The sequence below is a fragment of the Acinetobacter haemolyticus genome, assembly GCF_900406815.1.
GTDB lineage: Bacteria > Pseudomonadota > Gammaproteobacteria > Pseudomonadales > Moraxellaceae > Acinetobacter > Acinetobacter haemolyticus_A.
The window spans coordinates 182407-195480 of the sequence record NZ_OVCN01000001.1; the positions used below are offsets into that span (position 1 = coordinate 182407).

Sequence of the window (13074 nt, forward strand, 5' to 3'; positions counted from 1 at the left end):
ATGAATTCAAAATTTCCTGTGTCTTATCAACCCATCTGTGATATTCAATTTGAAGGTCTACATCTGATTGAAGCATCGGCAGGAACAGGAAAAACTTATACCTTGTCGAGTTTGATGGTCCGTATTTTTTTAGAAAAATATTTACCTAATCAGGTGATTGCCACAACCTTTACCCGTGCTGCCGCTGCTGAGTTAAAATGCCGTATCCGTGCTCGATTGATTGAAGTTCAACAATATTTAGAACCTCAAAGAACGGTATTGGAAAGTGATATTTATACACTTGCCATGCAAGAATCGGATCCGTTGAAGCAACATTTACTCAAAACTTTTGCTCCACGTATTGCTTATGCCTGTGAACGCTTAAAATTGGTGATTGATCAATTAGATGAGTTATTCGTAGGCACACTCGATAGTTTTAGCCAAAAGTTATTGCGTGAGTTTGCGTTTGAAAGTGGCAAGATTGAACGTGCTCAAATCTCCGAAGATGCCAAAGCTTATACGCGTCAATTGATTCATGATGTGTTGCGAGAATGGATTCAATCACAACCACAGCATGTGATTGATGCACTTTACAGTATTGGAGCACTGAAAAGTGTAGATCATTTTGTCGGGATGGTTGAGAGCGCTCTAAATTTTAGCTCTGCACAATTTAAGTTACCTGACATGCCCGAAATTGAGCTGGCTCAACTACAACAGTGGCAGCAACAAGCACAGCAAATTGAACTCAGTTCTTTGGCTGAATATTTTAATTTAGATGGTGCATATTACTCTCATATTAATGGCTCTTCTTTTCGTAACAATGCCTTCAATAAATTGTTTTGTGAGTCTTTGCCACAACTCTTAAAAGCTTTGTTAGAAACTGAAAATGTGCAGGTTTTTGATGCTTATTTTGCTGGGGCGCGTGATGCTGCTTTTAAATTCCTAGACAAGCTCGATGGTCAGAAAATTTTTAAAAAATGCCCTGCTGAAGTGGCGGATGGTTTTTATCAGCATCCGACGATTCTACAACTTCAAAAACTTTGTCATGCTTTACAACAAACGCAACAACAATTCGAACAACTACAGGTGTATTTAAAAGCCTATTTGTGTATTGAAGTCAAAAAACGCTTACCACAACTTTTACAGCAAAGAGGCGAAACCACTTTTGCACAACAAATCAAAACCTTATCAGAAGCATTAAAAGGCGAACAAGGACAACGATTTGCGGTATTTGTACAAGCTCGCTATCCGCTGATTTTGGTAGATGAGTTTCAAGACACCAACCAAGATCAGGACGATATGCTGGCAACCATTTGGCGGCATCCACAACGTTACCAAAAAGGCTGCATGATCATGGTCGGTGACCGTAAGCAGGCGATTTATGGTTTCCGTGGTGGTGATATGTTGACTTTCTTAAATGCTCATCAAGACATTATGTCGAAGCACGGGCGTGAGTATAAGTTGATTCATAACCATCGCTCAGTGAAGGAGTTGGTTGAAGTTGTGGATGTACTGTTTCAACGACAAATAGATTTTGGTGAACAAGTACTTTATGACCCCATTCAAGCGGGTTCACGTCCGCATCCTGCATTGATTGAAAATGGGCAACTCAACCCTGCACCGTTACGCTGGTTACAACTGCAAGAAGGAAATGAACAAGCAATCCAAGTGGCTTGGAAAATTCAAAGCTTACTGAATCAGGCACATTTACAGCAATTATATTTGGAAGGAGAAAATCGCCACATTATATGTGAAGATGATATTGCGATTCTTTCACGCAGCCATCGTCAATTAGATGAAGTTCAGTATGCCATAGAGCGGTTAGGCATCCGTGTGAATCGCCCATCAAAGCGTAGCGTGTTTGATTCAAAGATTGCCCAAGATGTTGGGGCTTTACTCACTGCATTGTTGCATCCTTATGATGAAGCAAAGTTGAAGCGTGCTTTACTCAGCCGTTTATTTGGTTTTAATTTGTCACAGTTAATGGCACTTGAGCAAAGCGCGGAAGGTCTCAGTCACTATATTCAGCAGTTTGATGACATTCGAGAAATGTGGCGGACTCAAGGCTTTTTGGTGGCATGGCAACGTTGTTTAAATCAATTCGCCATTTGGCAGCAACTGGTCGCCACCCAAAGCAAAGATAATGAACGGGCGGTGGTTAATTTACGTCATCTCTCTGATATTTTGAGTCAACACAGCGAGCATGTACAAGGTATCCAAAATCTCTATCACTGGTATTTAAAACAACTCCATTCCCCAAGTGACCGAGAATGGGAGTTAGAGCATAAGCTATCTAGTGAAGCGGGTGTGCAGTTGATGACCATTCATCAATCCAAAGGGCTAGAATTTAAAATCGTGTTCTTATTGAGTGCCAATAAACCATTCACTGAAATGCAAAAAACTTTGAATTTCTCAACCACTGAAATTCAAGTGCCTGAGACGGGACAGACCCGAACTCAGCGTGTGGTGGCAATTGCGGATAAAAATTTTCTACAACAAACTGATTTGGATCAACATCAACAACGGGCTCAAGCTGAACAAAACCGTTTATGGTATGTGGCATTGACGCGTGCGAGTCATCGTGTTTACGCCGTATTTGAGCCGGAAAAGGGCGATAAAAATAAACTCTCTGGTTTGGCATTTTGGAAAAATCAAGGGGATGCTTTTCAGCATATCTATAGTCTCGAAGACAGCTTAGTACTCGAACGACCGCAAGCGCTCAAGGCTCAGCAAGTGCAACAACTGCGATTATTAGCAGCGCAACCCTTACCTGAGCAGCGGTTTTATGCGCGTGGCAAAACCAGTTTTAGTTATTTGGCGCAGCATCTTAAGCATAAAGCCAATCGCCTCGATCGTTTAGCAAATGCGGATCAAGGTTTCGAACAGGCTGAAGATGAGTTTGATCTTTTGACTATTGAAAGTATTGGGGTATCACACCCCATTGCTTGGATTAAGCAATACTTCCCAAAAGGAACCCTAGCAGGAAATTTCCTGCATGAGATTTTTGAGCAAATCGATTTCCAACGTCCAGAAACATGGATCGAGGATATTCGACGCCGTTTTAAAAACACTTATCAAAGTCTATGGTTGTTATTGTTAGAACAATATCAACAGCATTTTCCAGAGCAGGAGAATGCCGAGCAACAGCTATATCAATGGATTGCGGCATGGCTGGCAGAAGTATTACAAACCCCGCTCAATCAAGGCTTTCAATTACAGCAGTTGGCAGCGGGACAGTATTTATCAGAGTGTCCATTTTATTTAGCACTATCTGATCGTGTGTTAGCGATGCAACGCATACAACAGCTATTTGAAGAATATGACATTCAAATGCCTGAATTTATTGATGCAAAATCAGCACGTTATTTAAATGGTTCGATTGACTTAGTTTACTTTGATGGACAGCGCTACCATATTGCAGATTATAAAAGTAATTACCTTGGTGAAGATCAAGCAGATTATCAATCTGCACAGATCGCTGAAAGTATGTCTTTATCCAGTTATTGGCTTCAAGCTGCTTTATATTTGGTGGCGTTACATCGTTATTTAAGTGTTAAGTTACAAAATTATCGTATCGATCAGCACTTAGGCGGTGCGTCTTATTTGTACTTACGTGGTATGAATGGGCAAGCTGATCAAGGTTATTTCTATTGGAAACCTGAAGATGAATTTATCCTGCGTTTGGATGCCATATTGGGATACTGTACTGAGGATAAATTACAATGAGGTGTGTAGATAAAATGGGTAAATTTAAATTAAACAAAATCTTATCTTGTGGATAAGCATGTTTATAACCTTGTGGACAAGCGTGTGGGTAAGTTTGAGGATAACTCTGTGGAAAAACTAAACAATGATCAGTCAGAGCAAATGACTTGGTTGAATATGTGGAGTAATTATCTTACACAAGTTCCATTTTCTCAATCAGCTCAAACAGTTAGCGCTGCACAAGTGCTTCAGCAACTGATCGAAGCCAGTCTACAAGGCGATAGTTGTATAGATGTTGATTCACTTCAACTTGAAGCTTTGAGTGATTTAGCTATTTCAAGCGAAAACGCAATGACTCAAGTCGCCCCATGCGTCTACGATCAGCAGGGCTTGGCATTATACCGATATTGGCAGCTAGAACAACGCTTGGCACAGCAGATTTGTCGATTAAAACGACAAATGACACAAGCAATTGATGTTTCTGAATATCAAGCCTTACTAGATGATGAATTTCAACAAGCAGCGCTGAAAATGGTACTTGAACAGTGGTTGAGTATTATCACGGGTGGTCCGGGGACAGGTAAAACGTATACTTTGGCACGCATCATTGCTGCTTTGAACCAAATTATTCCTGATATTCGTATTGCTATGGCTGCACCAACGGGGAAGGCCGCGCAGCGAATGCAAGAGGCATTGCAAAACTCATTTAACGATCCAAAATTAATTGCATCGGGTTTAGTCACCGATGAATTGCGTAATCAAACCACACAGACCCTGCATCGTTTATTGGGTATGGGAAATCGACAAATTCCACGATTCAACGCAAAACAGCCACTACCTTATGATGTTATTGTCGTTGATGAGGCTTCTATGTTGGATTTAAGCCTTGCAACAGCCCTATTTGAAGCTGTGCCTGATTCTTGTCGAATCATTTTATTAGGCGATGCCAATCAATTGGCTTCCGTCGATGTCGGATCAGTTTTAGCGGATTTACAGCAAGTCACGGACTTAGCAGGGAATCGGGTACAACTTAAAAATAGTCGTCGCTTTTCAGATGAAGCTAAAATTGGTCAATTGGCACGGTTTATTCAAACACAACAAGATTCTGCAAATCATCATTCAGTCTTAACTCAACTTGAACAGGAGATTGTAAAGCCTGCTTCTTTGCAAGAAATGGTTTTGAGTAAAGAAATGTCTGATGCGATCCAGTTGGAATATTTACCTGAGCAACAGGGTATAGAGGTTGAACAATATCAGCAGAAATTGATGTATGGATTTCAAGGTTATGCTGAAATATTAAAAGTTTATTTGCAGGCAGATCAGCCAGAGCAATATATCCAAAAAGTGATAGAGACTTTTGATGATTATCGAATCTTGGCGGCAGTGAAACATGGTGTTTTAGGGATTGAACAACTCAATCGCTATGCCGAAAGATGGTTGAATCAGCAGCTTAAACAAATCGCGGTTGCAGAATGGTATGTCGGTCGTCCTGTAATGATGACTTATAATGATTATCAGCTCGGGATCTCAAATGGTGATATCGGGATCTGCTTTAAACATCGGACCCAACCACAGCAATTCGAAGTGTTTTTCCCTAGTTTAAATAAATGGATTTCTGCCCATCGATTGCCACGTAATATGCAAACCGCTTTTGCTTTAACCATTCATAAATCCCAAGGCTCTGAGTTCACCCATACCGCAATTGTGCTAGATGCAAATGCAGAAAAACTCCTTAGTCAGGAACTGATTTATACAGCAGTTACACGGGCTAAAAAAGTGGTCACATTGCTGGCGGATCGGAATGCTTTGTTACAAGCGCTTACAGTACGCACAGTTCGCCGCAGTGGTTTAGTACAAAAGATCAATTTCCAAGGATTGTGAACTTATTCTTCAAAATTCACATCTTTGTAAGAAAAAGCTTACAAGGATTCGAGATATTGTCGCTAGAGCAACAGGCTGGTTTTTGAGATTATGAACACACAAAGAGCCTAGCATGGAAAGTTAGGTAAATCGCAAAAAGAATAATAATAATGTCGTGATGACAGCGGGCTTACAGTGAGGTAAGTGATAAAAGAGGAAATTTACAGCCGCTAAGCCTTGTAGTTTTGGGAGAGACTACAGGGCTTTTTTATTTTTATCATTTTTTGATGCATTTATCTAACCTTATTTGCTTCATAAAATTTTAAAACGGAAATGGATGAGGAGGAGATAAGGGTAGGCATAAAGACGATTTTCATAAGAGGGTAAAATTTTAAAAACACAATTTATGAGGAAATCCCTTGTTAGACAGTTTTTTTTAATTATTAAGTTAATTGTTATACAGAATCGTACGTTTTTGCTTACACGCAGATAAGAAAAATGCTATTTTTCTCCACAATTGATTGTGACAGAATAGTCGGTATAAAGAGAAGTGATTTTTAAATTAAATAACAAAAATGATGTGTAAATTGCATGCAGAGGGTAAGAAAGGCAAGCGAATACAAAAAAGATAAATAATAAAAAGAAATTAAAAATGACAATAATAACAATTTCAGCGCAAAAGCCCGAGTTTAACTTGGGCTTTTTTGTATGCTTGAATTATAGATTACACCAAATCATTTTCCGTACGATCAGTTGCAAATAATGAGCGACGTTGTTCCTTTGGAATCTTTGGACAGTTGGTTGAGATTTGATAGAGAGTTTTGGCTAAGGCTGGTAAATGTGTTCCCACCACTGATTTTCCTGTCGTGAGTAATGACACACTGATGTCACGCTCAGGATCAGCCCAACATAAAATGTTAGAAAAACCGATATGACCGAATGCTTGTCCCGTCATTGGACCAAACAAGCCGATCGGGTTACTACCTAACATTGGTCCAAGCGCATAGCGCATCGGTGCGAGTAATGTTCGATCTAAGCTCACCCCAGACGTGGGTAAGGTTGAACGGAATACTGTTTTGGCACTCATAATTTGCTTGCCTTGATATTCACCACCGTTTAATAACATTTCAAAAAAACGACCAGCTTGGTCAGCACTGGTATAAATATTTCCTGCTGGACAAATGGTATCCATAAAACGACTGTCATTGGTTACATCTACAGCCAGTTGTAATCCACCTCCTAGGACATGATTTAAATATTTATCCGTTCCTAAGCTTGGATGAATACCAGTTGCGTAGTTAAGTGCGACATCAGCACGATATTCAGGTTTCAAACCATAATTGAAATAATCTAACCCCATTGGTTTTTCAATTTGTTCTGCCAAAAACTCACGCACGCTTTGTCCAGTTACGCGTTTGACGATTTCGCCCAAAATATAGCCAGCCGTTACAGCATGATAGGCGAGATGGGTTCCAGACGGTGAAACAGGTTTGGCTGCGCAAAGTAACTTTAAAATTTCTTCTTGATTAAATAAAAGTTCAGGTGTGACTTCAGTATCAATGCGAGGAATGCCGCCACGATGAGAAAGCAAATGAAAAATAGTTGCACGACGTTTGCCATTTACTCCATATTCAGGAATGTAATAGCTGATGGGATCAAGTAGATTGAGGTCGCCACGTTCATCTAGCATATGAATCAGCATGGCCGTCACCATTTTGGATGCTGAAAATAAGCATATTGGCGTATCGGGAGTTGCTATTTTTGCATCAGCAGCTAAACCTTCTGGTGAATTCCCTTGAGCATAGCCAATACTACGATTTAAAAGGACTTGCCCTTGACGGCGCAAACATAAGGTAATGAGGGGGTAATTTCCAGTTTTATACAGGTTTTCCACACTAGTCCAGATTTTCTGAACTTGTCTTTCAGTCATCCCGCCTAATTCTGCTGCGACTTCATCTTTTGAGCGAATCACTTGATTTAAGTCATGGGGTACATAACAGGTATTGGTTGATAAAATTTTCACGATTCCCTCGCACTATTTTTCGTTTTCTTTCGTCTCTGTCATAAATTGAAAACAGAATTTGGCTAGTGTGCATCTTTTAATCGGGGTTGTCAGCTGCCGAATTGCCAGTAAACATAAAACATTTTTGCAATATAAAGATAGATCACTTAAAATAGACCACTTGCTGTAGTGATGCACGGCAGTCAGTTCTCGTAACTGATCAATATCGTTTATTTTTTTAAGCATCTCGGAGAAATCGAATGGCTTTAACTAACGCAGATCGCGCAGAGATCATTGCTAAATTTGCTCGTGCTGAAAATGACACTGGTTCACCAGAAGTACAAGTTGCTTTATTGACTGCTCAAATCAATGATTTGCAAGGTCACTTTAAAGAGCACAAACACGACCACCACAGCCGTCGTGGTTTGATTCGTATGGTTAACCAACGTCGTAAATTACTTGACTACTTAAATGGTAAAGATCACGGTCGTTATGTTGCTTTGATCGGCGCATTAGGTTTACGTCGTTAATTCGATTTGGCTTTGTTTTCGGTATTTCGCATGTTGCTATGCTTTATCGCTGAAAAGAGAGTTTCATCTAATTCACATTAGATGATTTTTAGAAGGGGCGCTTGTTCGCTCCTTCTTTGCGTTTAACTTTTTTAAATTTTGGTCTAGTGTGATGGCTTCTAAGCTTTGTCATTTATCTATAATCGTTGTAGTCTGAATGCCAAACCTTAGGGGTCTCACTAGAATTAAAACTAGGAAAATACAATACATGTCTATGTTTAATATCATTCGTAAAGAATTTCAATTTGGTCAACACCAAGTTGTTTTAGAAACGGGTCGCGTTGCACGTCAAGCAAATACAGTTTTAGTCACGATGGGTGGTGTAACTGTTTTAGTCGCAGTTGTTGCGCAACCTAAAGCAAAAGCGGGTCAGGATTTCTTCCCACTTACTGTTAACTATCAAGAAAAACAATATGCTGCTGGTCGTATCCCAGGTGGTTATGGCAAACGTGAAGGTCGTGCTTCAGAAGCTGAAACCTTAATTTCACGCCTTATTGACCGTCCAATTCGTCCGTTGTTCCCAGAAGGTTACTTCAACGAAATCCAAGTGACTGCAACTGTCGTTTCTTCAGACAAGACTATGGATGCGGATATTGCAGCGATGCTCGGTACTTCAGCGGCATTGTCGATTGCTGGTACACCTTTCCGTGGACCAATCGGTGGTGCGCGTGTTGGTTTGATCAATGGCGAATATGTTTTAAACCCGAACTTCGAACAACTTGCAGAGTCTGATCTTGATCTTGTGGTTGCAGGTACGGAATCAGCAGTATTAATGGTTGAATCTGAAGCGAAAGAGCTTTCAGAAGACCAAATGTTAGGTGCTGTGCTTTTCGGTCATGACGAAATGCAAATCGCGATTCAAGCGATTAAAGAATTTGCTGCCGCTGCAGGCGCTGTTGAATCAACTTGGGTTGCTCCAACTAAAAATGAAGCATTACTTGAGCAATTAAAAACTGCTTTCGAAGCGAAAATTTCTGAAGCATATACAATTGCGGTTAAACAAGATCGCTATGCGGCACTTGATGCACTTTATGCAGAAGCTGTAGCTCAGTTCGTTCCAGAAAATGACGAAACGGGTATTGCAGATGAAGTAAACGAATTATTCGAAGATCTTAAATACCGTACCGTACGTGACAACATCCTTTCAGGTAAACCACGTATTGATGGTCGTGATACCAAAACTGTTCGTGGTATCGACGTTCAAGTGGGTGTATTAGATCGTGCACATGGTTCTGCATTATTTACCCGTGGTGAAACTCAGGCGTTGGTAACAACAACTTTGGGTAACACACGTGATGCATTGATGGTTGATACCCTTGCTGGTACTAAAACTGACAACTTCATGTTGCACTATAACTTCCCTGCATACTCTGTAGGTGAAACAGGTCGTGAATCAGGTCCTAAGCGTCGTGAAATCGGTCATGGTCGTTTAGCACGTCGTGGCGTTCAAGCTGTTCTTCCTGCGGCTGATCGTTTCCCGTATGTGATTCGTATCGTATCTGACATTACTGAATCTAATGGTTCATCTTCAATGGCTTCTGTATGTGGTGCTTCATTGTCACTTATGGATGCAGGTGTTCCACTTAAAGCACCAGTTGCAGGTATTGCAATGGGCTTAGTGAAAGAAGGTGAGCGTTTCGCAGTTCTTTCTGACATCTTGGGTGACGAAGATCACTTAGGTGATATGGACTTTAAAGTCGCAGGTTCTGCAAACGGTATTACTGCACTTCAGATGGACATCAAGATCGAAGGGATCACTGAAGAAATTATGGAAGTTGCATTAAACCAAGCATTTGCTGGTCGTATGCACATCTTGAATGAAATGAATAAAGTCATTTCACGTGCACGTGCAGAAATCAGTGCGAACGCGCCAACTTTCGAAGTGATCAACATTAACCCGGACAAGATTCGTGACGTGATTGGTAAAGGTGGTGCGACCATTCGTGCCATTACAGAAGAAACCAAGGCTGCGATTGATATCGAAGACAATGGTACAGTTCGCGTATTTGGTGAAACTAAAGCTGCTGCTCGTGCTGCGATTGCAAAAATCCAAGCACTTACTGCAGAAGTTGAACCAGGTAAGATCTACGATGGTAAAGTGATTCGTATCGTTGAATTTGGTGCGTTCGTTAATATCATGCCAGGTACTGATGGCTTACTTCACATTTCGCAAATCTCGAATGAGCGTATTGCAAACGTGACTGACGTATTGAAAGAAGGTCAGGAGTTGAAAGTACAGGTTGCTGATGTCGATAACCGTGGTCGTATCAAGTTAACGATGAAAGACATCGAACAAGCTTAATCGCTGTTTGATATACAAAAAGTCCGCTTCGTGCGGACTTTTTTATGGCATGATATTTTTAATTTAAACCTAAATACGAGCGCTATGCAGCTTTATTATTTTTACCGCCACCATAGTGAAAATACAATTTTTATGAGCGTGCAAGAACAACAACAGCATACGCTTGAATTTCTATGGGTGGATAGCTTAAGACAAGATTTAGTGAATCATGCAGAGTCTTGGCAAAACAATATTTATGAACATACTGGTCTTGTATTAAATGAATTTCATATGCGGGATTTGTTGAATATTGAGCATCCATGCGCTTTTGACACTGTCGAAGAGTATGATTTATTGGTCTTCCGTAAGCTGATCAGTGCGGATGATCAGATTTATGAAAATGATCCTGTGCAAGATGTGCATGAGAGTGTATTTGGTCTTGCAACGACGCCCATGAGTTTTATCTTGACGCCACAAGTGTTGGTGAGTGTACGTGAACAGGGAAATATGGCAGTTGAAAACTATGTTCAACGTTTACAGCTGATTATGGAACGGACAGTTTCGGAACAAAATAAAGCTCGCAAATTACCGAGTACTCCAGCAGATTTGTGTTTACGATTATTGAATAGCATGATTGATGGCTATCTAAATTTAAGAAGTCCTTTGACTCGTCGTGTTGAATATTGGCAACAACAGTTGTTACAGGGCAATCGTCGTTTTAAGCAGTGGCATCAACTATTTCATGAAGATATGGCATTTCAGCAAATCGAAAATTTATGTGAAGAACAAATCGAAACTTTGCAGGAATTTCGAGATGAGTTAGTGGATAACTATCATCATGTTGTGGGTGAACGAAAATATAAAACACAAGATATACTTTTGGTACGTCTCAATGATTTGATGAGCCATATTGAACGTGTGCAAAAACATACGCTTCGATTGCGGAATGCGATTCAATCAGCAATTGATTTACATTTTTCTGCTACGGCAAATCAGACCAATGAAAATATGCGTATCTTGGCGATTATCACGGCTGTATTCGCACCATTAACCTTATTAACGGGGATCTATGGAATGAACTTCGAGTTTATTCCTGGATTAAAATCACCTGTTGGATTCTGGATTATGTTGGGTGTGATGCTGATGACCACCATATTGCTGCTGTACTATTTCTATCAACAGCATTTAGTTGGACGAGGTGAGCGTAGTGTGATTGATTTGCTGGCGCAACAGCACAAGCAACGTAACATTAATTTGTTGTGGTTCTTGGATTATGAACCTATTAAACAAACACTCAAAGAAGTGGAGAAAATGACCAAGCTGAAATAGTTTATCTAAGCTCAGTCATTTTCTTTTGTTCAGTGAAAATGTTTGAGCTGTTTACGTAATTGTTGTACTTCATCAATCAAATCCAGCATCACAGCAACTGCTGATAGGCTCGCATCAAAATCACGTTGTAAGCGATATGCTCGACGGGCACGTGCAACATCTTCACCGATGAATTGGTAATTTTGCGGTTCAACCGTGATTTGCAAAATATCGTAATCAATCAGTTTAAGTACCCATTCAGTACTTTGACCACATGCTTCTGCAAAATGTTCAAGATCAAGTGCCAAGTGTTCATCAACGATTTCAACTTGGCAGTGACCGTCATATTGAATTTCTTTGTATTGAATAGTTGTCATGATCTTGCTCCTTATGAGGCACGAGCTTTGAATGAAGAGAAGGCCTCAGCAAATTGTTGATAGGCCTGTTGTTCTTGTTCACTCTGTGCAGCTGGTAAAACAATATTAATGATCAAATAAAGATTGCCTGCGGTTTTGCTCGGAATTCCTTTGTCTTTTAGACGAAGTTGTTGACCATTTTTGGCATTTTTCGGTAAGTTAACTTTAAGCTGACCCGCAGGGGTGTTGATTTCAATGCTTTGACCTAAGCCCGCTTCCCAAGGTGCGACATCAATGGTCTGATAGACATCAGCACCTTCGACGCGGATTCGGTCCGTATCTTTGTATTGAATCTCTATATATAGGTCGCCACTTTCACCGCCATTGATTCCACTTTGTCCTTGACCTGTCAGGCGAATTTGTTGACCTTCTTTCATTCCTTTAGGAATTTTGACTTCTAATGTTTTGCGCTGAATTTCAGGTTCGCCATAAACATTATAAGTTGGAATCTGTAAGGTGATTTGCTGTGTAGAACCCTGATAAGCAATGCTTACATCGACTTGAATTGAGGCGTGTTGATCTTCACCCCGATAACTACGTTGTTGACGCTGCGAGCGTTGTTGACCCCCGCCAAACCCAGCACCGAAGCGACCAAATAGATCTTCAAAACCGCTAAAGTCGGCACCATCGCCTGAACTTTGACGATAAAATTGTGAGCCATCAAATCCACTGGTACCTTGATTGAATCCACCCGCACCTTGCCCAAAGCCAGAAAAGCCTTGTGGATGGTCAAGCATCTGGTCATATTCAGCTTTTTTATCAGCATTGCTTAAGGTGTCATAGGCGACATTGATCGCTTGCATTTTTTCTTCTGCATCTGCTTCTTTGCTAAGATCAGGATGGTATTTGCGTGCGAGTTTGCGATAGGCTTTTTTGATTTGATCTGCTGAGGCATCGCGGGGCACGCCTAGTTCTTCGTAGTAATTTTTTGTCATTGCTTATCGTCATAATTTA

General features: G+C 40.6%; 8 protein-coding genes. 5 read left to right on the top strand and 3 right to left on the bottom strand.

Annotated features, from left to right (window positions below; translation table 11 throughout):
- On the top strand, window positions 1-3705 hold the full coding sequence (locus DK207_RS00825) for a UvrD-helicase domain-containing protein (RefSeq protein ID WP_109439565.1): 3705 nt from the start codon (window positions 1-3) through the stop codon (window positions 3703-3705).
- 141 nt (window positions 3706-3846) lie between these two features.
- Window positions 3847-5565: an exodeoxyribonuclease V subunit alpha gene (gene recD / locus DK207_RS00830; protein ID WP_416224655.1), complete on the top strand. Its 1719-nt coding sequence runs from the start codon at window positions 3847-3849 to the stop codon at window positions 5563-5565.
- Between the two features lie 703 nt (window positions 5566-6268).
- Here the strand turns inward: recD and DK207_RS00835 are convergent.
- A complete protein-coding gene (locus DK207_RS00835) occupies window positions 6269-7567 on the bottom strand; it encodes a serine hydrolase domain-containing protein (protein ID WP_109439567.1) in 1299 nt (432 codons plus the stop codon).
- A 239-nt stretch (window positions 7568-7806) separates the two neighbouring features.
- Here DK207_RS00835 and rpsO point away from each other — a divergent pair, with 239 nt between their 5' ends.
- The 3 genes from rpsO to DK207_RS00850 all read left to right on the top strand — a co-directional run bounded on the left by rpsO (window position 7807) and on the right by DK207_RS00850 (window position 11725).
- The gene (gene rpsO / locus DK207_RS00840) at window positions 7807-8076 is read left to right on the top strand and encodes a 30S ribosomal protein S15 (RefSeq protein WP_004637724.1); all 270 of its coding nucleotides are present in this window, start codon (window positions 7807-7809) and stop codon (window positions 8074-8076) included.
- A gap of 253 nt (window positions 8077-8329) precedes the next feature.
- Window positions 8330-10417 carry a polyribonucleotide nucleotidyltransferase gene (pnp, locus tag DK207_RS00845; protein WP_171293606.1) on the top strand — a complete coding sequence of 696 codons (2088 nt, stop codon included), beginning with the start codon at window positions 8330-8332 and terminating at the stop codon, window positions 10415-10417.
- 84 nt (window positions 10418-10501) lie between these two features.
- Window positions 10502-11725 (top strand): magnesium transporter CorA family protein, encoded by a 1224-nt coding sequence (locus DK207_RS00850; protein WP_109439569.1) that lies wholly within the window; start codon window positions 10502-10504, stop codon window positions 11723-11725.
- A gap of 29 nt (window positions 11726-11754) precedes the next feature.
- Here DK207_RS00850 and DK207_RS00855 read toward each other — a convergent pair whose 3' ends face one another.
- Window positions 11755-12081, bottom strand: coding sequence for a chaperone modulator CbpM (locus DK207_RS00855; protein WP_109439570.1), 327 nt, complete (start codon window positions 12079-12081; stop codon window positions 11755-11757).
- Window positions 12082-12092: 11 nt separating this feature from the next.
- On the bottom strand, window positions 12093-13055 hold the full coding sequence (locus tag DK207_RS00860; RefSeq protein WP_109439571.1) for a DnaJ C-terminal domain-containing protein: 963 nt from the start codon (window positions 13053-13055) through the stop codon (window positions 12093-12095).
- Between the last annotated feature and the right edge of the window lie 19 nt (window positions 13056-13074).